We start from the raw sequence: 17,925 nt of genomic DNA, 5'->3' as shown, positions 1-17,925 counted from the left end.
AGGCCGTCCGGAACCGCCGTGAACGGGACCCCGGTGACGAGTGAAACGATCTCGCGGTGTCTGGTGTGGATCACGGCTTCGGAGCCGTCCTGGACGGCCCCGTTCACCGGGCCGAGCCCTCGCCTGTTCGGCAAGCCGGTGACCGTACTGCGGCGCGAGGGCGCTGATGCGGCCTGAAGGGGCCGACCGGGGAAACACACAACAAGTCCCCCGAGCAGGTCCGCGCCCGCGTCGAGCACGTCTTCGCGCCCATGAGGACCGGGAAGATCCTTCGCGACTGCCGCCCCGGAGTTGACGCAGATTCTCTTCTTGTCTTCAACCACTCTGGGGTTCCGTCGACCCATAGCGGATCGCCATGACTCACGGGTCGACGAAGAGGCTGGGTGGTGAGCAGCACCCTGGCCCGGCCCGGTGTCACGTGCAGGTTCACGGGCGCGGCCGGGGCCGCGCGGTCGATGCCGTCGGAGGTGACGGGCTTCGAGTACGGGCCCGGGTTCCCCGCCGCGTCGAGGGCGCGCACGACATAGGTGTGCGGCGTTTCGTCGTGGCCCACGGAGTGCGTGTACGAGGTGCCGGTGAGTTTCTCCACCAGCGTGTACGAGCCGGTGGCCGGGTTCCTCTCGTACAGCTGGTAGGCGACCGCGTCCGGCACCGCGTTCCAGCCGAGCACCATTCCGTTGAGGTCGCCGTGCGCGGTGAGCCCGGTGGGGGCCGCCGGACCCGTGCGGTCGGGCGTGGTGACGCCCTGGTCGGCGGTGCCGACGGACTCGTTGCCGGCCTTGTCGACCGCGCGGACCTCGTAGTAGTACGTCTGGCCGGTGGGGGGCGGGGTGTCGGTGTACGAGGTGGAGGTCGTGGTCGCCAGCGGCTTGGCGGGGTACGCGCTGCCCTTGAGGCGGCGGTGGACGCGGTAGCCGGCGAGGTCCATCTCCTTGTTCTTGGACCAGGTGATCCTGGCCTTGCCGGTCGCCGTGTCGTACGTGACGGTGGTGCCCGTCGGGGTGCGCGGCTTGACCTTGTCGACGGTGGACGAGGTCCGCGGCGTGTAGCTGAACTTGACGTTGGCGGCGCCGGTCCAGTTGACGAAGTCGATGCGCAGGGTGTGCTTGCCGGACGGAATGGTGACGTTGACCGTCTTCTTCACCGTCGTCGAGACGTTCTTCCACAGGTTGACCTTGCGGACGCCGTCGAGGTAGACGCGGATGCCGTCACGTGTTTCGACCGGGAAGGAGAAGGGGCCGCCGGAGCCGAAGTCGCGGGTCACCGTCCAGCGGACACCGAAGTGGTGTGCCGGCAGGCCGGAAGCCGGGGCTTTCGTGCCCCAGTTCTGGTCGATCTTGGAGTCGCAGTCGGTCTTCTTCGGCTTGCCGGAGAAGGTGGTGTTCGCGAAGAACTGCCGCTTGTAGACCGGCGAGGCGCAGGCGGTCGCGGCGGAGGCGGGCGTGGTGACGGCGGTGAGCAGGCCGCCTGTGGTGGCGAGCACGATCGCGGTCGCGGCCGCGGAGGTGGTGCGTCTGTCCGGGTTCATCCAGTCCTCTGGTCCAGGATCGGGACGGCGGATGAGGCCGTCCCGATCACGACGTGCGAGCAGGGGTGTTGGTTGTACGGCCGTGGGGACGTGGGCCGGCGCCCACCCGACGCGACAGTCGGGCCACCAGCCTGACCACCTGCAGAAATCTCCACCTCGAACGAGCCGAAAGGGTCCGTCAGCGAGCTGACGGCTCCTCATGCGAGATCGAGGCCGACGCGATCAGGCACACCGAACCTGGGGCCTTGGGATGCATGCCCCGCCGGCTGGCGCAATCGCTGGACGAGGCCGTTTGCAGTAACGAGTTTTGGTCGTGGCCGCGCCGATGTGCAGCCCGCACGCCGCCCGGGCCCGGCAGCCTGACGACACGCCAGACAGGTTCCGCCACGCACGGTGTGCGCGCCCTAACATTCCGTCAGGAAATGATCAGAGGCTCTCGGACTGCAGAAGGCGAGAGAAATGATCGCACGAAGAGACCTTCTCGTGACCGGGGCCGCTGGTGGGGCGGCCCTGGTTCTTCCAAGGCCTGAGGGGGCGATGGCACTCCCCGATGGGACCGCGGTGACCCCGAGGGCCGGGTCTGCCGGCACATTCCCAGTCCCCACCCTGGATCCCACGACCGTCCCGAAATACGTCACCGACCTGGTGATTCCGCCGGTGATGCCGAAGGCCCGTCACTCGCAGCGGCACGGCATCGACACGTACGTCATCGGTGTCCGGCAGTTCAGCCAGCAGGTATTGCCGCCCACTCTGCCGTCCACCACTGTGTGGGGATACGGCTCGCTCGAGGACCGCAACACGTTCAACTCCCCCTCGTTCAGCATCGAGGCCAGGGTCGACCGGCCTGTCCGGGTCACCTGGGTGAACGACCTCGTCGACAGCCGCGGCCGGTTCCTTCCGCACCTGCTGGCGGTCGACCCCACCCTGCACTGGGCGAACCCGCCGGGCGGCAAGGCCGGGCGCGACTCCCGGCCGACCTTCACCTCGACGCCGGGGCCGTATACCGGACCCGTGCCGATCGTCACTCATCTGCACGGTGGGCATTCGACCGAGGAGAGCGACGGCTACACCGAAGCGTGGTACCTGCCACGCGCGAAGAACATTCCTCGCGGATTCGCCACCGTGGGCTCGTTCTACAACGAGTTCCGGGAGGAGTTCGCCCATGCGCACGGCCTGGAGTGGGAGCCGGGTACTGCGACCTTCCAGTACGCCAACGACCAGCGGGCGGCGACCCTCTGGTTCCACGATCACACCCTGGGCATGACCCGGCTCAACGTCTACGCCGGACCCGTCGGGTTCTATCTGCTGCGCGGCGGCGAGTCCGACCTGCCCAAGGGGGTTCTGCCCGGGCCGGCGCCCGCCATCGGCGATCCGCCGGGCACGCGGTACCACGAGATCCCCCTGGCCATCCAGGACCGCTCGTTCAACTCGGACGGCTCGCTGTTCTACCCCACGAGCCGGGAATTCTTCGACGGGTTCCCGGGGCCGTACATTCCCACCACCGATGTACCTCCCATCTGGAACCCCGAGTTCTTCGCCAACACCATGGTGGTCAACGGCCGGACATGGCCGAAGCTCGAGGTCGAACCGCGCCGCTACAGGCTGCGCTTCCTCAACGGGTGCAATGCCCGGTTCCTGATTCTGAAGATCGCGGACAGCCCGACCGCCCGGCCGGCCCAGTCAGCCCTGCCGTTCTGGCAGATCGGCAACGAAGGCGGATTCCTGCCCGCACCGGTGCAACGGGAGCGGCTGCTGTTGGCCAACGCGGAGCGGGCCGATGTCATCGTCGACTTCACCGGGATTCCGGAAGGCACCGAGCTGTACCTCATCAACGAGGGCGCGGACGAACCCTTCGGCCGGGGCGAACCAGGTGTGGACTTCCCCGTGGCGGATCCGGCCACCACCGGTCAGGTGATGAAATTCGTGGTCGGCCCGCTGGCGAGTAAGGACACCAGCGTCCCGCCGGATCGGCTCGGACTGCCCAGGACCAGGCCACTCGGCTCGCCGAGCGTCACACGTCGGCTCTCCCTCAACGAGGTGCAATCCAGCAGTCCCCAGGTGCCACCGGGAACGCCGGTCCAGACTTTGCTCGGGACGGTCGACTCCGTCGGCAATCCGGTGTTGCTCGGCTGGGCCGATCCGGTCACGGAGAACCCAAGGCTGAACGCGACCGAAACATGGGAGCTGTACAACTTCACGGTGGACGCCCACCCGATCCACATCCACGAGGTGGCGTTCGAGGTGGTGAACCGGCAACCGTTCGACGGGTCCCCCATCCCGCCGGAGAGCTGGGAGCTTGGCTTCAAGGACACCGTGATCGCTTATCCGGGAGAAATCACCCGGGTGAAGGCCCGGTTCGACCACCCTGGTCGCTTCGTCTGGCACTGCCACATCGTCGAGCACGAGGACAACGAGATGATGCGGCCGTACCACATCGGAGGCAGGCGCAAGAAGGACCACTGACAGGTCAGCGCACGTTGTCGGTCACAGCGGTGAAGCCACCACCGAGGCGGTCCACAGCAAACAGCTCCGGCCCGTCCGCGCGGACTACGCCGGTGGCGCGGGCGACGTACGACAGGTGGACGCGTACGACGTCGTCCCCGCTCTCGACGCCGAGGGACACGACCTCGGCCAGGTCGCCGAGCCGGCGCTGCAGCGCAGCCTGGACGGAGAGTTCGAGGGTGCTCATCAGTTCGGGGCTGGAAGACACTCTCTCAGAGTCCCGAGACGCGCCTCGTGTGTGCTGCGAGATCAAGAGGCCCTGCCGCCCACTCGGGCGACAGGGCCTTTGACCTGCTATTTCTCTGTGCCCCCGGCAGGATTCGAACCTGCGACACCCGCTTGAGGAGTTTCCCCGGTCAGATCCGTGACCTGCGTAAACATTGGCCACAGGGCTGTCGACCTGGTCAGATGCCCCTCCGTGGTTCTCGCTCGTTCGCAGGGTTTCCCGTCCTCATGTGTGCTGAATTTGTTCCGGCGCGGGCTGTCCGCGAGACGACCACCCACCCGCCCTGTGCCGCAGACGTGAAAGCCCTGCCGCTCGTGTCACGGTCCGGGGCCGCGCCGATGAGGTGCACGCTTACCAGAGTGCTTCAGGCCGCCCATGACGACCGCCGTCCCACCCCGGTCGCTCGCTGCGTTCACGGCCGGAGGCTGTCAGCGCAAGCTTTCGGGCAGAGTGCTACCTGGTAGCACCGGGTGCTACCGTGGTGGATATGAGCGTTCAGCCCGAAATCACCCAGCGGGATCTGCGCAACCGGTCCCGAGAGATCATGGATGCCATCCAGGGCGGCCAGTCGTTCACCGTCACCCGCGACGGACACCCGATCGGTCAGCTCGTCCCGCTGCGCCGACGCCGTCGGTTCGTCTCCCGCCAGGAGTTCGCCGCGATGTCCAGGACCGCCTCCGACATCGACCTCGACACGTTCCGCGCCGACCAGGACGCCACGGCCGACACCTACCTGGACGACCCCTATGCCCGCTGACCGCTCGACGTACGCGCAGGGCCTCCTCGACACCAACATCATGATCTTGCGCCGGTGGGTGGCCCCCGAGGAACTGCCGGACGAAATGGCGATCACCGCGATCACCCTGGCCGAGTTGTCCGCCGGTCCCCACGAGGTCCGCCGCAACGACGAACAGAGCAGCTACGACGAACACGCCGAACGCGCCCGCAGGCTCGACGTCCTGCAACGCGCCGAGAACGAGTTCGACCCCCTGCCCTTCGACGCCGACGCGGCCCGCATCTACGGCCGCATCTGCGCCGCGGTGATCAGCGCCGGCCGCAAGCCGCGTCGCCGGGTGGCCGACCTGATGATCGCCGCCATCGCCGTGGCCGAGGACCTTCCCCTCTTCACCACCGACCCCGACGACTTCAAAGGACTGGACGACCTCCTCACCGTCGTACCGGTCACCCGCCCGAAGGTGCCCCACGAAGGCTGACGCCAGGGTTCCGAATGGGTGGGAGCGCAACGGACTTCGTAGTACGAGCGCGGCGCGGATGTGATCATGCGGCAGGGCCGGTTCGGAGGATCAAGCCCTTCGAACCGGCCCTGCGTCGTGTGCCCCCGGCAGGATTCGAACCTGCGACACCCGCTTGAGGAGTTTTCCCCGGCCAGGTCCGGGACCTGCATGAACGTCGACCGTAGGACGGCTGACCTGGTCGGATGCCTCTCCGTAGTCCTCGCTTGTTCGCGGGGTTTCCCGGCCTCATGTGTGCCGAATCCGTGCCGGTGAGTGTGCTGTCCGGCGAAGGCCATGGGGTGTTCGGGGTCCGGCGAGCGGCCGGAGTGAGGTGCGGGCGTCTCGTCAGACCTTCTCGACTCGCGCGGAGTGGCCCGCGAGGAGTTGGTTCATGTCGTCGGTGTCGGAGGTGAAGACGGTTGCCTCGGCCCCCTGTGCGGCTTCCTGCCCGGCCACAGCCGCCAGAACGGCGTCGATGGCGTACTTGTGCCCGTGCAGGCCGGCCGCCTTCAGCATGTCGCGTGCCATGGCGGTCACCTGGTCGTCCGTGTGCACGATGCGGATGTGCCGGCATCTTCGAGGCTGGTTCCGCCGACTCACCCATGGTGTGTTCGGTCGGTGACGTGCACGATGCGCACCTGCGCCTGGCGGGTGCCTTCGCTTGGCTGCCTCTTGCGGTCTGCGGTGACCGAAGCGCGAACAGCCCGGCGAAGAAGGCAAGCGTGGGCACGCGGTCCTGCGTGGCTGACCACTCCGTGGGCGTCGGCCGAGACGACGGGCCTGGGGGCCAGGCGATGGTGTGTACGCAGAAAACGTCTTCCTGCTGGAACGGCAGAAGCCTTGGACAAGCCCGGCCGCCCCAGGTCAGGAGGTACGTTCGCTGTTTTGTTCAAGACCGGACACCGCTCAGGCGAAACGGCCGGGCTCTGATGCGCTCACCCGGGCGGTTCGGTCCCCGCTGCGTCGGGTGGGGTCGGTACGACACCCGGGAGCGGGCTCATCACCCACCGCGCCTTCTCCCAGGTGATGGTCTCGGTGACGCGGACGGGTCGGCGCTTGGCATCTGCGGTGCCGGACACGTCCACTTTCCATACGCCCTCGAAGTCAGAGGTGCGCGTCCACCGGACGTCCCAGTCCTGTCCGCCGTACGCCTTGATCCGGGCGCGGGCATCCTTGGAGCCCTGGGGATGGGCGTCGAGCAGCCCGGCCAGCCCGTCTTCGTCCGAGCGGTTGAGAAACCGTACGTAGTCGTGCAGGAAACGGTCCTGGTCCGCCAGGTCGGGCTTCGCGGACGCGGAGCCGTCCCCGCCGCCGCACGCGGTGAGCGCTACCGCGCAGAGCACCGCCATGAGCAGCCCGGCGCGACGTCGCCACGAGCGGTGTCCGCTTCCGTCAGGTGCGGAAGGCGTAGTAGGTCGCGCGCGGGTACTGCGCCACAAGGCTCTTCACCGACTTCCGGTAGGTGTTGGTCGAGTGGTAGGTGAGGTAGGGCACTCCGCCGCTCTTGTACGTGGTGATCATGGAGTGGTCCTTGGACCTGTTGCCGCTGAAGTCCATCTGGAGGATGTCCCCGGTCCCCAGCTTGTACACGTTGTCCAGGTTGTAGGCACGGTCGCTGTGCAGAGCGAAGGACGCCCAGTAGTTGACGTTGATCCAGGACGTCGTCTGGTTCGAGGAGTTGTACCACCAGTTCTTGTAGCTCTTGTACCAACCTGTGTCGTTTTTCCAGCCGCCGGCCCGCAGTGCCTGGCTGATGAAGTTCGTGCAGTCGCCCCCGACGTCGTTGAACTTGCGGTAGTCGGGGTTGTATTTCTTCCAGTACTTCTCCGCGTACTTCGCCATGGCGGTGTAGTTGTAGCTCGCGCTGACCTTGGCCTGGGCCTGGACGGTGGGCTGGGTGGTGCCCGCCTGGCTCTCCAGGGGCGCGGGGCCGTCGGTTTCGGGCTCGCCGCCCTCGTCGATCGGTTCCTCAGCCATGCCGGTGAACGTGGGCCCGCCGTCCCCGGCGGTGTCCGCCACCGAGTTGACCGCGGCCGGCCCTCCCTCGTCGAGAGGCGTGAATCCGGTCAGCTCCCACGTGCCGTCCGGCGCGGCGACGAAGGTCAGCTCGTGCCTGGCCTGAAAGCCGGTGGTCGGCGGTTCGTCTCCCTGGATCTTCTTGTACGTGAGCATCGTCGTCTCGGTGACCTGGGCAGTCGCCCGGTCGCCGGTCACCAGCACCTCGTCCACGTCGACCTCGGTCTCGGCCGCCGTGTACGCCTCGTCCAGGTCGGCGAGCCGCGCCCTGCGGTCACGCAGTACCTCGGTCGCCGTGTCCTCCGTGCGGGCCAGACTGCTGGTGACGTGCACGTCGCCCTTCAGCGGCAACACCGCGTCGGAACGGCGGGTGGCCCGAGGTCCGTCCAGGAGCGCGGAGGTCCGTCTGGTCAGTACGGCATCCGCGAGGGCGGCGAAGTCATCGGTGGTCTCGGCATCCATGGTGCGGGCCGCCTCCGCCGTGGCCTGGGCGGCTGCGCTGTCCGTGGCATGAGCGGTCGCGGCGGGCGGCAGTGCGGCCAGCAGCGTCGCGCCCAGGGTCAGCGCCGTGGCACGTCTGTAGCTCCCATTCCTCATAAATATCCCCCAACTCTGGCCTTTATCAGGCCGGTTGAAGGAATCCTGTCACCTCCAGTCATGTGCGGCGAGGTCTTTTCGTACACGTGTTCCTGGATGTCCGGGTTCCGTTTCGGGCTCCGGGACCCTTCCGGAGCGCCAGGTGATCAGAGTGGCGTCGAGGTTCAGGGGCGAGGCCGGGCAGCACGTGCCCCGCGGCCAGGTCAGCGGGTATGCCCTCGCCGGTCTCGGCGGCTGCAGCCAGGTGCCCCCCCCAGCCGCAGCGCGGGGCGAGTGCACAGAAGCCATCGTCCGCTCGTCAACGTCGGCGAGCAGCCGTCAGGCAGTCGGTGTCGAGGCGATCGAGCCGAACGCTTTGGCCTGGTCCAGCACGGCCCGGTCTGCAATGGCCTCGCCGCCGGCGGCGAGCATCACCGCCAGGTCGGTGGCGATCTGTCCCGGACCATGTCCGGTCCCGCAAGGCCGCAGTGGCCTGAGAGCGGTGGAGGTACGCGGAGGTCAGCCTCGTGGCCTCGATGAGATCCGCCGGCAACCGTGCCCGCCCAGGTGTGACCGATCGCCCCGAACCACCGGAACTGACCCGGAACTTGGTGTTCAACCCACCGCCGCCCCGTTGGTCGGGTGAGTCCGGCACGGCGGTGCCTGCCGGTTGGGGTGTTCTGTCCGCGGAGGTTGGTGACAGAGGTCTCGGCTGAGGGATCTTGAAATGGGTGAGGGCCTTCTGGCTCGGTGTGGATTGCGACATCTACGCCCAGCAGCAGAAAGGCCCTCGTGCCCCACCGTAATGCCCCCTGACCGAGACCGGCCGTCTGCGGCTGGCCCGCTGCGCGGTCAAAGTTCGTCGTCTGGCCGTCAACCCGGCCGTCGGAGTGTTCCTCCCGAAGGCGGCCCCCGCCGACCACGTCTACCTCGACGACCTACAGGTGGACGCACTCGCCGACGCGGCGGGCGCCTACCGGGTGTTCATCCTGCTGCTGGCCTACACGGGTCTGCGCTGGGGTGAGGCGTCCGCGCTGAAGGTGGGACGCGTCGACCTGGACGCCTGCCGTGCCCATATCGTCAAGGCGTACGTCGAGGACAACGGCAAGCTCTACCTCGACACCCCCAAGAACCACGAACGCCGGTCCGTACCGCTCCCGAGATTCCTGGCGGAGGAGCTGAAGCCCCACGTCGAGGGGCGGGACGAGGACGAGCTCCTGTTCACCGCCCCGCAGGGCGGGCCGCTGCGGGCCCGCAACTTCCGCCAGCGGCTCTTCGCGCCGGCGGTCGTGAAAGCCGGACTGGGGCGCCTCAAGGTCACCCCGCACAAGCTGCGCCACACGGCCGCCTCGCTCGCCATCGCCAGCGGTGCGGACGTCAACGTCGTCCAGACGATGCTGGGCCACAAGTCGGCGACGCTGACCCTGGACACGTACGGGCATCTCTTCCCGGACCGTCTCGACGAGGTCTCGAAGAAGATGCACAAGCGGCGTGCCAAGCAGTTGGCCAAGGCGAAGACCAAGCTGGAGAAGGCCGAGCGACCTCTCCTCCAGCCGCTCGTCGGGCTGCACGGCGGGCCCGGCTTCCCTCCTGATCAGGACTGAGCGGTGGCGGCTCGGCGGTGAGGGGTGTCGCCCAACGTCAACGTCGAGGATGACTCCCTGGGGCGACTCGGGGCCGGTGGAGCGCAGAAGGGACAGAAGGCCATATTTCATGATGTCGGTCACAGCGCTCCGTCAATCAACCGGCGTGCTTAGTAGACGCGACGTGGTCAACATCTGGGGATTTGTCCGTTTTGGTCCATGTGGGGACCCTGTCGCATGTCCCGGAATTCCGCCCGGTCGGCCCGTACGCCCGCTGCCCTGTGGTGTAAGGCTTCTGGCGCTGCGACAGCTTCTCCTCCTGCCGCCACGGGCGGAACCGGAGACCCGTGCACTGCCCTGGCGAGGTCCCGGGGCCTACGAGGCGACGTAGTGGCGGGACCCTTTGCGCTCCCTGTCGAGCCGTTCTAAGAATGGCGACTCACAGGATGTCGCCGCAGTGCGGAATCGGTGTTCACACGGAGTCGACCGCGCACCGGGTGCTGGCGTCACCAAGTGAGTAGGAGCCCCCCCACATGAAGTTGTCCCGAACGTCCGCGAGGTTCCTCGCCCTCGCTCTCGGCCTGGGTCTGGCCTCCAGCGCGCTGGGAGCGGCGGTGCCGGCGAGCGCCCAGACGGCGGCCACCCCGTCCGCTGCCTCTGGTGCCTCCGTGGCACGGTACGCCGGGTCGGCCAAGGAGGCCGCGAACAACAAGGCGTTCTCCGAGGCCGTGCTCAAGTCCGTCGCCGAGAAGCGCGCCGCCCAGCCGAACGCGCAGGCGGTGACTGTCTACTACAACGCCTCCCAGGCGCCGAGCTTCCGTTCGCAGATATCGAGCGCGGCCTCCATCTGGAACAGCTCCGTGTCCAACATCAAGCTCCAGGAGACGTCGGGCGGTGCCGACTTCTCCTACCGCGAGGGCAACGACCCGCGGGGTTCCCACGCCTACAGCAGCAGCCTCGGCAAGGGCTACATCTTCCTCGACTACGCCCAGAACCAGCAGCACGACTCGGTCCGCATCGCCACCCACGAGACCGGGCACGTGCTGGGCCTGCCGGACAACTACAACGGGCCGTGCAGTGAGCTGATGTCAGGCGGCGGCGGCGGCTCGTCCTGCACCAACCCCTACCCGAACGTCACCGAGCGCTCGCGTGTCGACCAGTTGTGGGCCACCGGACTCGCGCAGGCCCCGGGCGCGGTGGACCGGCCCGCTGACTCCCTGAGCGCTGCACCGCCGGTACGGACTGTGGCGCCGAGCCACGGTCCATGGCATCCGCTCCACAGCACGTCCCGGAGTTGATTGCGTTCCCAGGCGGGAGGCGGCTCGCTGTCGAGGACTGCTTCAGTCGCATGCTCAAGACGGTCGTCTGAGCACTCTTGCAGGCCGGCCGACAGGTGCTGGTGCTTCGTGTGAAGTTGTCCCGGTTCGGTGGGCTGCCTTTCGCTTCGGGGCACTGAGTCCCGCAAGGAGGAGTTCATCGGGCGGAGGACGCGTCCGGCCTACCCGCCGGAGGCGCCGACGAAGGAGTTTGAGCCGTCCGCCCAGACCATCCCCACCCGGGCCGACCAGGGCCGGGTGGGCACCGGGGAACGCCCCGGCCTGACCCGCGACGAGAAGGAAGAACTCGCCCAGCCGCGCCGCGAGGTCAAGCAGCTGCTCGAGGAGAAGGCGATCCTCCGTACGGCCACGGTTTTCTTCATCCGGGAGACCAGCCGGTGATCTGCCGCCGGCTGATCGACGAGGACACGGCACACCACGACGTCTCCCTCACGGCCCGGCGGCCGGGTGTGTCATGACAGGGCTACCACGCCTGGAAGAACCACGCCCCTCCCGTCGGCAGCGCGAGGCCGCCGAGCTCACGGAGAAGATCCGCGGGCACCACGAGCGCTCCCATCGGACCTACAGGGCCCCGCGCCTCCCCGCGGACCTGCGCGAGAGCGACGGCCTGTCCGCTGTCCCGGATGGAGGGCGGCGACACCGTGCCGACGCTTCCGCTGCTGCGCCGCCTGGCCAAGGCCCTGGACGGCACCTTGAACCTGGCCATCGGCGAGGGCGACTCCCGTGTCACCTTCACCCCGCACGCCGCCTGAAACCAAGCCGTCAAAGGCCCCGGACCATGATCGGTCCGGGGCCTTTCGGCTGGTGCCCCCGGCAGGATTCGAACCTGCGACACCCGCTTGAGGAGTTTTCCTTGGGCGGGGCTGCGACCTGCGGAAACGTCGGCCGTGGGGTGCCTGGCCTGGGAAAACACCCCTCCTTAGCTCTCACGTGTTCACGGGGTTTCCCGGCCTCATGTGTGCTGAATCCGTTCCGGGCCGACTGCAGGGGAAGCCTCTTGTCGCAGGCCGCGGAGGGCGGTGGAGGCTTGCGCTATGCAATTGAAGGTATATACCGTTGATTGCATGACGGAGCGGTGGGAGATCGAGATCGAACCCGAGGTGCGGGATTGGCTGGAGCTGCTTCCGTTTCGACTCTACCGGCGGGTGGAGGACAAGACGGACCGTCTGCTGGACGAGCCGACGACGCTCGGTGAGCCGTACTCGCGGCACCTGGGCGGCAAGCTGCGTGAGCTGCGTTTCGAACTGGACGGAGAAGCCGTGCGCATCCCGTACTGGCTCGCTCCCGGGCAGCGGATCGTTCTGCTGACGGTGTTCCGCAAGACGAGGATGCGTGAGGCGGCGGAAGTCGAGCGTGCGCACCAGGCCCAGAAGGCCTGCGAGGCTGAGCACGGTCATGCCCAGTACACCTACGAGCGGCGCAAGGAGAGCTGATGAATCACAGCACGTGGAGGACGCGCCGGGCCCGGCAGCTTGCGGGTGAGACGGTGGAGTACGACCAGGAGTACGTCGACGCGCGGCTGGCCGGCGACCTCGGGCAGGCGGTCTACGACCGCAGGATCGAGCTCGGCTTGTCCCAGGCCGAGCTGGCCGAGCGGGCCGGGATGACACAGCCTCAGGTGTCCCGGATGGAGGGCGGCGACACCGTGCCGACGCTTCCGCTGCTGCGACGCCTGGCCAAGGCCCTGGACGGCACCCTGAACCTGGCCATCGACGAGGGCGACTCCCGCGTCACCTTCACCCCGCACGCCGCCTGAAACCGAATCGCCGAAGGCCCCGAACCATGATCGGTCCGGGGCCTTTCCGCTGGTGCCCCCGGCAGGATTCGAACCTGCGACACCCGCTTTAGGAGTTCGATCCAAGGAGCCATGCTGGCCTTCTCGTCAACCGGGCCGGATTCGCTGGGGAACGTCGCTGACCGCTGCTGTTCGCTGTCGTTGATGTCAGGCGTGGATGTCAGCGAGCCTGCTACCAACCCCCTCCGAACAGTGGTTGCAAGGTGGCCGCAATGCCTGATGTCACAGCGAGAATGCCACCCAGGCTGGCCAGGGTGGTGGTCGCGTTCTGGAACAGCTCCTGGCGGAGCCGTGCCCACCGGGCACTCCAGAAGATCATCTTGAGCTTCTGCCACTTGTGCTGGCGAAGGTGGCAGCCCATGAGAGCCCCGTGGCTGTTGTTGCGGCACGAGCCGCCACGCCCCTCCGCCCCGCACCACACGGGCACGTTGAAGAAGAAGTAGAAGGCGCTGACCCCGGACAGGACGAGGAGCACGACCGGTCCGAAGTCGAAAGTCAGCCAGCCTGCAATCAGTACTGCGAAGACGACCCAACCCCAGTACTTCCCGAATCCCTTCATGCGGGCTGATAGTCCAGTGGCGTCCGGAGCGAGGGAGCGGCGCGGCAGGGGCGCACGGAAGCAGGCTGGTGTGCCGAATGAGGTCGTGGCGCCGTCGCAAAAAGGCAGCCAACCGCATCGCTTCATATGTAGAGTTAGGGCATGGAGCATCCCTTCCGGATCACGTCGGCGACGCTCGACGTCATGGAGGCTTTCCTCGCCTCCCCTGCTGAGCTGCATGGTTTTGCCGTAGCCAAGGCTGCTGCAAGGCCGACGGGCAGCGTGTACCCCATCCTCGCCCGCATGGAGCAGGCCGGATGGCTGGAGAGTCATTGGGAAGACGGGCACCCTGAGGAGGGGCGTCCGCGGCGCCGCTTCTACGCTCTGACGAAGGACGGAGCCGCAGCTAGCCGCGTTGTCGTGCTTGAGCGACGGGGCGAGCTTCCCTCCGTGCGGATCGGCGGCAGGCTGCGGCCTGCCCTGCGGTTCACGACTCGGTGGGGAGGCGCTTGGTGAGCGCTGTCGAGATCCTCGTTCCCCTCGCGCTGGGTGTAATCGTTAACGAGGCAGTCGATGTGTGCCCTTGGCTAGGTCGAAAGCTGGTGCGTTGGTCTGCGCGGCGCATCACTGATACATCGATGGCCGAGCGTTACGAGGAAGAGTGGCTTGCCGGCCTCGAAAGCCGCCCTGGGAAGCTGCTGCAGCTGCTCTCCGCAATGTCCATCGTCATCGGGGCATCTTGGAGGATGCGGGATATCTTCCGCGCAGCGGACACGGAGGGTGCCCCGAGGAGGCGTAGGCGGTTGCCCCGCCCTCATATGAAGCTGGCGTTTCCGGAGAGCATCGGCGGGCTCCGCCTCTACTGGGGTTACGCCACGTCCGGGCTGGCTGCTTATGAGTGGATCACGAGGCAAGGCACTTGGATGCTAGCCGCGACGCTCACAGCTGTCAGCGTGCTGTACTTCGCGTTTCAGGTGCCGACTTACTGCGGTGCCTCGACTCGTTCCGGCGGGACATGCCGTAACAACTCACGTGGCCTTCTGCTGGGATGCCACCTTCGTCAGCACCGCTGGATCTGGCTACGGGAGCTACGGCGCACTGCCCGCTAAAGCGCGGATGGTGTGGAGAACGGGCTTGAAAACCGTCGTGGCAGCGATGTCACCGTGGGTTCAAATCCCACCGCCTCCGCGCTGAGAGCAGTGAGAACGGCCCCTGACCTGGTGATTCGGTCGGGGGTCGTTCTCATGTCCGGCCCTGGGGCTCCCCGCTGTTCCCTGCGGTTTCCCGCTCGAACGGGCACGCAAGGGGCACGCGGGGGCACGTAGGGGGCACGCGCGGACGGCTATCGGGGGATCGGAATCTCGTAGACGATCTCGCAGAGTGCGGCGGGCACGACGATGTCCGCGGTCTCCACGGGGCGGCCCTGGTCGCTGTAGTAGGTCCGCCGGATGTGCGTGACGAGTGAGCCCTTCTGGATGCCCAGGAGTGAGGCCTCCTCGGCGGTCGCCTGCCCGGGCTCCGGCTGTTCCACGGCGTGGCTGACGTTGATGCCGATCTCCGCCAGGCGGTTCACGACCCCTGCCCCGGCATGCGGCCCGCCCTCGGGGAGGACGACGAGTGTGCCGCCGGTGAGGTCGTACGGCTCCCAACTCGTCGACAACTGCACCGGCCGGCCGTCGGCGAGGAACTCGTACGCGGTCCGCACGCACAGATCGCCTTCGGCGATACCGAGACGCGTAGCGATCTCCGCCGGTGCCGCGACCTTGGCCTCGGTCCGGCTCTCCCAGTCGCCTTGCCTGCCTACGGCTTTCATGTCCGCGCGGAACGGTGAGCCGTCGGGCTGTTCGCGCGCGGACGACCGGACCACGCGCACGCGTTGCCGTGGCTCGGCGACGTAGGTGCCGGAACCGGCGCGGCCTTCGAGCACACCTTGGGAGATCAACAACTCCTGTGCCCGGCGGACCACGTTGTCGCCGACGCCGTACTCCTGGCCGATCTGGGCGCGGGAGGGAAGGCGGTCCCCCGGCTCCCACTCGTGCTCCGCGATCCGCCGCCGAAGCTCGTCGGCGATGCGGAGATAGGGCGGTTGCTCAGGCATATGGAAAATCTAGTCCACTAGCTCTAATCTAGTTAACTAGCTTCACTTAAAGTGATCGCCGCTAACCGGAGGGCTGCCCTGTGCCTGCTTCCACAGCGCGCGCGGAGGCCATCGCAGCCCGGTTATCGGCCGTCGGGCTCGCCACGCGTGTGGAGGAGCGCGACGACTGCACGGCCATCGAGGCGGAGGTGCCGGAACCACTCTCCGCGGAGTCATGGCGGGAGGTCCTGGAAGCGGTGGCCGATGCCGACCGCTTCGGCCTCCTCGCCACCAGTTCGAACGACCGCACCCTCTGGGCGGTCGTACGCAAACGGTCCCCGCGACGGGCGCTGTCGGGGGACCGGGCCATCAGCGATAGGGGCTGAATACCGTGCTCAAGCGTATCCGCCGCACCGCCTCGCACCTCAGGGAGCGGTACCTCTACAAGGGTCGGCACCGCCGGTCTGTAACGCCTGTGCGGCCGGTGGCTGCGTCCCCGGAAGTTGCCCACGGCGCGGTGCTGTTCCTGCGTCGCCACCGCGAGCACACAGGCATCCTCGTTGGTGAGGAGACGGCGCTCGTCCGCCCGTACGTTCTGGCCAGTGAGGCGCGTGCACGGCACCGCTCGGCGTCCGTGAGCTGCGCTCCCCTCGCCGGTCCTTGGTACGCCTCGGCGGGTGACCACTGATGCCACCTCGCCAACAGCCCCACGTGCCGGGGCCCGACTCCTACCGGTCGACCTCCTGCCGGATCGGAACGCACCACGCCTGCGCGGAGTCCTCCCCGGCCACCGCGCCGGTTGACGTGCCGGTGATCTACGAAGCCTGCGACTGCTCGTGCCACACCATCGCCAAGTGCCCCGTACCGACGGAGGCGGCACGGGGAAGGAAACGGCACTCAGTGGCGCGGTGCTCTCCCCTGTCGAGATCACCTCGGCCAGCGTGCAGCGTGGCGACGTCATCCAGGTCGGGGGTCAGCAGTGTCGGGTGACCGACCTCTTCCAGTTGCCCGGCGGAGCGAAACGACTCGTATTCGACTCGGGCGAGTTTCTGACCATCCACACGATGACCCGGCTCGTCGCCCTGCGGCTCGTGCGAGTGAGGGGCGGTGATCCCGCCCATGCCCTCGCGACGCGACGCCATCGCCGATGACCTCCGGGACCGGATCGCCACCGGCCGGCTCAAGCCCGGCGAACGCCTGCCCTCTGAGGCGCACCTGGCCGCGCAGTACAGGGTGAGCACGCCGACGCTGCGGAATGCCCTCGCCGTGCTCCAAGCGGAAGGCCTCGTCGAGAAGACCCACGGCAAGGGGAACTTCGTCCGCCGTCCGCTCCACAGGATCACGTACGTCGGCGGGAGGCGAGCTCCGGACGCGCACAGCACGGATCTTGCACCCCTGAACGTCACCGTTCACACCACCAGGGTGCGGGCCCGCGGGCATCTCGCGGCCCTGCTGAAGACGCCGACCGGTACCCCTCTGACCGAGATCCTCTGTCTCGGCCATGAGGACGAGAGACCGCACAGCCTGGCGCGCATCTACGTCCCCTGCGACCTGGCGCCGGCCGCCATACTCCGCGAGCCTCTCCCGTACGAGGCGGTCGTGACGCGACTGACGGAACTACGCCCGCCGCCGGCTGAAGTCCGGGAGGAGATCAGCGTTCGCCTCCCGACACCGGAGGAGGCATCCACCCTCCGGATCAGCTCAGCCCTGGCAATCCTCGCCGTCACACGCCAGACGGCCGACACCGCTGGACGCGTGGTCGAGGCGGCCCTCCTGGTGCTGCCGGGAGACCGCGCCGACGCGGTGTTCACTACTCACCACGCGATCGACGAGAGGCCGACGAAGGTATGACGACGTCGAACGAACTGCGGCTCCTCCCCTGGACGGGGCCCGACGGCAAGCCGTGCTTCCTCAGCACCGATGACAACGACGGCTACATGTCCCGCCTGGCCGACAACATCGAGTCAGTACAACTCGGCACGGCAACCGAACTCCTGGACCAAGCGATCGACATGCTCGCCGCCGACACGGCCCCGGACGACATGCGGCTTCTGGCGAAGAACCTGACCGGAGCCCTGAGGGAGACGCTTCGCGTGGCGACCAGCCGGGGTCACCGCTTGAACAGCCGGTCTACTGATCACCGGCTCCGCTGACCAGCGGGACTGAAGAAGCCCACGGCTCTGACCAGTTCAGATGTCGTGGGCTTCTGTCGTTGTTGGTCGGCGCCGGCTGACCTTGGACGGCTCAGAGACGGCCCGGACTCCGTCCTCGAATTTCGCCTGGCTTGTGGATGCGACCTCTTTGACCCGAAGCAACTCGGGCGGGCGCTCGACCCCGGGCTGATGTGCCTCTCACCTGCTGCGACGGTCCGCAGGTGTGTACGACTGTCCGCCGCTGTGCGTGGGAGTTGTCACGCAGTTACTGAGGTTGAACTCGTGGTGTCGTTGGGTTACTCAGGCAGGTCTGATGGTCAGGCCGGTCTCGGCGAGGCAGCCGTCTATGAGGTCGCTGC

At 67.6% G+C, this 17,925-nt stretch carries 18 protein-coding genes, 1 tRNA gene and 4 pseudogenes; 16 read left to right on the top strand and 7 right to left on the bottom strand.

The window, feature by feature from the left end; all coding sequences use genetic code 11:
* Positions 1 to 191 precede the first annotated feature (191 nt).
* Positions 192 to 281 (top strand): annotated as a pseudogene (locus ACWEQO_RS08335) (IS5/IS1182 family transposase); the annotation flags it as partial.
* Positions 282 to 702: 421 nt separating this feature from the next.
* Here the strand turns inward: ACWEQO_RS08335 and ACWEQO_RS08330 are convergent.
* Positions 703 to 1,528 (bottom strand): annotated as a pseudogene (locus tag ACWEQO_RS08330) (PA14 domain-containing protein); the annotation flags it as partial.
* A 660-nt stretch (positions 1,529 to 2,188) separates the two neighbouring features.
* On the opposite strand from ACWEQO_RS08330, the gene ACWEQO_RS08325 reads away from it, so the two are divergent.
* Positions 2,189 to 3,991, top strand: a complete 1,803-nt coding sequence (locus ACWEQO_RS08325) for a multicopper oxidase family protein (RefSeq protein ID WP_452980327.1) — start codon at positions 2,189 to 2,191, stop codon at positions 3,989 to 3,991.
* 4 nt (positions 3,992 to 3,995) lie between these two features.
* Here the strand turns inward: ACWEQO_RS08325 and ACWEQO_RS08320 are convergent, their stop codons facing one another.
* Positions 3,996 to 4,238, bottom strand: a complete 243-nt coding sequence (locus ACWEQO_RS08320; RefSeq protein ID WP_452980325.1) for a hypothetical protein — start codon at positions 4,236 to 4,238, stop codon at positions 3,996 to 3,998.
* Positions 4,239 to 4,743: 505 nt separating this feature from the next.
* On the opposite strand from ACWEQO_RS08320, the gene ACWEQO_RS08315 reads away from it, so the two are divergent.
* Together ACWEQO_RS08315 and ACWEQO_RS08310 are read left to right on the top strand one after the other, a co-directional pair.
* Positions 4,744 to 5,013 carry a type II toxin-antitoxin system Phd/YefM family antitoxin gene (locus ACWEQO_RS08315; RefSeq protein ID WP_452980322.1) on the top strand — a complete coding sequence of 90 codons (270 nt, stop codon included), beginning with the start codon at positions 4,744 to 4,746 and terminating at the stop codon, positions 5,011 to 5,013.
* Positions 5,003 to 5,470, top strand: a complete 468-nt coding sequence (locus tag ACWEQO_RS08310; protein WP_452980319.1) for a PIN domain-containing protein — start codon at positions 5,003 to 5,005, stop codon at positions 5,468 to 5,470. Before ACWEQO_RS08315 ends, ACWEQO_RS08310 begins: the two co-directional genes overlap by 11 nt.
* A gap of 366 nt (positions 5,471 to 5,836) precedes the next feature.
* Here the strand turns inward: ACWEQO_RS08310 and ACWEQO_RS08305 are convergent, their stop codons facing one another.
* From ACWEQO_RS08305 to ACWEQO_RS08295, 3 genes are all read right to left on the bottom strand, one after another.
* Positions 5,837 to 6,019, bottom strand: a complete 183-nt coding sequence (locus tag ACWEQO_RS08305) for a hypothetical protein (RefSeq protein ID WP_452980316.1) — start codon at positions 6,017 to 6,019, stop codon at positions 5,837 to 5,839.
* Between the two features lie 407 nt (positions 6,020 to 6,426).
* Positions 6,427 to 6,834 (bottom strand): hypothetical protein, encoded by a 408-nt coding sequence (locus ACWEQO_RS08300; RefSeq protein WP_361452045.1) that lies wholly within the window; start codon positions 6,832 to 6,834, stop codon positions 6,427 to 6,429.
* 49 nt (positions 6,835 to 6,883) lie between these two features.
* The gene (locus tag ACWEQO_RS08295; RefSeq protein ID WP_452980313.1) at positions 6,884 to 8,104 is read right to left on the bottom strand and encodes an amidase domain-containing protein; all 1,221 of its coding nucleotides are present in this window, start codon (positions 8,102 to 8,104) and stop codon (positions 6,884 to 6,886) included.
* A gap of 869 nt (positions 8,105 to 8,973) precedes the next feature.
* Here ACWEQO_RS08295 and ACWEQO_RS08290 point away from each other — a divergent pair.
* From ACWEQO_RS08290 to ACWEQO_RS08265, 6 genes and pseudogenes are all read left to right on the top strand, one after another.
* Positions 8,974 to 9,687 carry a tyrosine-type recombinase/integrase gene (locus ACWEQO_RS08290; RefSeq protein WP_452980310.1) on the top strand — a complete coding sequence of 238 codons (714 nt, stop codon included), beginning with the start codon at positions 8,974 to 8,976 and terminating at the stop codon, positions 9,685 to 9,687.
* 512 nt (positions 9,688 to 10,199) lie between these two features.
* On the top strand, positions 10,200 to 10,964 hold the full coding sequence (gene snpA, locus ACWEQO_RS08285) for a snapalysin (RefSeq protein WP_452980307.1): 765 nt from the start codon (positions 10,200 to 10,202) through the stop codon (positions 10,962 to 10,964).
* Between the two features lie 129 nt (positions 10,965 to 11,093).
* Positions 11,094 to 11,384 carry a hypothetical protein gene (locus tag ACWEQO_RS08280; RefSeq protein WP_452980304.1) on the top strand — a complete coding sequence of 97 codons (291 nt, stop codon included), beginning with the start codon at positions 11,094 to 11,096 and terminating at the stop codon, positions 11,382 to 11,384.
* A gap of 230 nt (positions 11,385 to 11,614) precedes the next feature.
* Positions 11,615 to 11,755, top strand: a pseudogene (locus ACWEQO_RS08275) (transcriptional regulator); the annotation flags it as partial.
* Between the two features lie 312 nt (positions 11,756 to 12,067).
* Positions 12,068 to 12,436, top strand: a complete 369-nt coding sequence (locus tag ACWEQO_RS08270) for a type II toxin-antitoxin system RelE/ParE family toxin (RefSeq protein ID WP_361452069.1) — start codon at positions 12,068 to 12,070, stop codon at positions 12,434 to 12,436.
* The gene (locus tag ACWEQO_RS08265; protein ID WP_361452072.1) at positions 12,436 to 12,759 is read left to right on the top strand and encodes a helix-turn-helix domain-containing protein; all 324 of its coding nucleotides are present in this window, start codon (positions 12,436 to 12,438) and stop codon (positions 12,757 to 12,759) included. Before ACWEQO_RS08270 ends, ACWEQO_RS08265 begins: the two co-directional genes overlap by 1 nt.
* Before the next feature lie 211 nt (positions 12,760 to 12,970).
* Here ACWEQO_RS08265 and ACWEQO_RS08260 read toward each other — a convergent pair whose 3' ends face one another.
* Positions 12,971 to 13,357 (bottom strand): hypothetical protein, encoded by a 387-nt coding sequence (locus ACWEQO_RS08260; protein WP_452980300.1) that lies wholly within the window; start codon positions 13,355 to 13,357, stop codon positions 12,971 to 12,973.
* Positions 13,358 to 13,498: 141 nt separating this feature from the next.
* On the opposite strand from ACWEQO_RS08260, the gene ACWEQO_RS08255 reads away from it, so the two are divergent.
* Together ACWEQO_RS08255 and ACWEQO_RS08250 are read left to right on the top strand one after the other, a co-directional pair.
* Positions 13,499 to 13,852, top strand: coding sequence for a PadR family transcriptional regulator (locus ACWEQO_RS08255; RefSeq protein ID WP_452980297.1), 354 nt, complete (start codon positions 13,499 to 13,501; stop codon positions 13,850 to 13,852).
* 598 nt (positions 13,853 to 14,450) lie between these two features.
* Positions 14,451 to 14,524 (top strand) — tRNA-OTHER (locus ACWEQO_RS08250).
* Between the two features lie 154 nt (positions 14,525 to 14,678).
* Here ACWEQO_RS08250 and ACWEQO_RS08245 read toward each other — a convergent pair.
* On the bottom strand, positions 14,679 to 15,434 hold the full coding sequence (locus ACWEQO_RS08245; protein ID WP_452980294.1) for a GntR family transcriptional regulator: 756 nt from the start codon (positions 15,432 to 15,434) through the stop codon (positions 14,679 to 14,681).
* An 80-nt stretch (positions 15,435 to 15,514) separates the two neighbouring features.
* On the opposite strand from ACWEQO_RS08245, the pseudogene ACWEQO_RS08240 reads away from it, so the two are divergent.
* The 4 genes and pseudogenes from ACWEQO_RS08240 (at position 15,515) to ACWEQO_RS08225 (ending at position 17,566) form a co-directional block, all read left to right on the top strand.
* Positions 15,515 to 15,792 (top strand): annotated as a pseudogene (locus ACWEQO_RS08240) (hypothetical protein).
* A 529-nt stretch (positions 15,793 to 16,321) separates the two neighbouring features.
* Positions 16,322 to 16,564, top strand: a complete 243-nt coding sequence (locus tag ACWEQO_RS08235) for a hypothetical protein (protein ID WP_452980740.1) — start codon at positions 16,322 to 16,324, stop codon at positions 16,562 to 16,564.
* Positions 16,533 to 17,264 carry a GntR family transcriptional regulator gene (locus ACWEQO_RS08230; RefSeq protein ID WP_452980291.1) on the top strand — a complete coding sequence of 244 codons (732 nt, stop codon included), beginning with the start codon at positions 16,533 to 16,535 and terminating at the stop codon, positions 17,262 to 17,264. The genes ACWEQO_RS08235 and ACWEQO_RS08230 overlap by 32 nt, the downstream gene beginning before the upstream one ends.
* Entirely contained in the window at positions 17,261 to 17,566 is a 306-nt protein-coding gene (locus tag ACWEQO_RS08225) for a hypothetical protein (RefSeq protein ID WP_452980288.1), read from the top strand. The genes ACWEQO_RS08230 and ACWEQO_RS08225 overlap by 4 nt, the downstream gene beginning before the upstream one ends.
* Positions 17,567 to 17,925: the final 359 nt, after the last annotated feature.

This window comes from Streptomyces sp. NPDC004051 (assembly GCF_053604275.1).
Note: the sequence above shows the minus strand (reverse complement) of the source record. Positions and strands in the feature narration are given on the sequence as shown.

Coding starts and splice junctions, on each gene's coding strand:
- ACWEQO_RS08295 (WP_452980313.1), bottom strand. CDS start 8,104: ATGAGGAATGGGAGCTACAGACGTGCCACGGCGCTGACCCTGGGCGCG.
- ACWEQO_RS08230 (WP_452980291.1), top strand. CDS start 16,533: ATGCCCTCGCGACGCGACGCCATCGCCGATGACCTCCGGGACCGGATC.
- ACWEQO_RS08325 (WP_452980327.1), top strand. CDS start 2,189: ATGCCGAAGGCCCGTCACTCGCAGCGGCACGGCATCGACACGTACGTC.
- snpA (WP_452980307.1), top strand. CDS start 10,200: ATGAAGTTGTCCCGAACGTCCGCGAGGTTCCTCGCCCTCGCTCTCGGC.
- ACWEQO_RS08315 (WP_452980322.1), top strand. CDS start 4,744: ATGAGCGTTCAGCCCGAAATCACCCAGCGGGATCTGCGCAACCGGTCC.
- ACWEQO_RS08265 (WP_361452072.1), top strand. CDS start 12,436: ATGAATCACAGCACGTGGAGGACGCGCCGGGCCCGGCAGCTTGCGGGT.
- ACWEQO_RS08255 (WP_452980297.1), top strand. CDS start 13,499: ATGGAGCATCCCTTCCGGATCACGTCGGCGACGCTCGACGTCATGGAG.
- ACWEQO_RS08260 (WP_452980300.1), bottom strand. CDS start 13,357: ATGAAGGGATTCGGGAAGTACTGGGGTTGGGTCGTCTTCGCAGTACTG.
- ACWEQO_RS08310 (WP_452980319.1), top strand. CDS start 5,003: ATGCCCGCTGACCGCTCGACGTACGCGCAGGGCCTCCTCGACACCAAC.
- ACWEQO_RS08245 (WP_452980294.1), bottom strand. CDS start 15,434: ATGCCTGAGCAACCGCCCTATCTCCGCATCGCCGACGAGCTTCGGCGG.
- ACWEQO_RS08225 (WP_452980288.1), top strand. CDS start 17,261: ATGACGACGTCGAACGAACTGCGGCTCCTCCCCTGGACGGGGCCCGAC.
- ACWEQO_RS08305 (WP_452980316.1), bottom strand. CDS start 6,019: ATGGCACGCGACATGCTGAAGGCGGCCGGCCTGCACGGGCACAAGTAC.
- ACWEQO_RS08270 (WP_361452069.1), top strand. CDS start 12,068: ATGACGGAGCGGTGGGAGATCGAGATCGAACCCGAGGTGCGGGATTGG.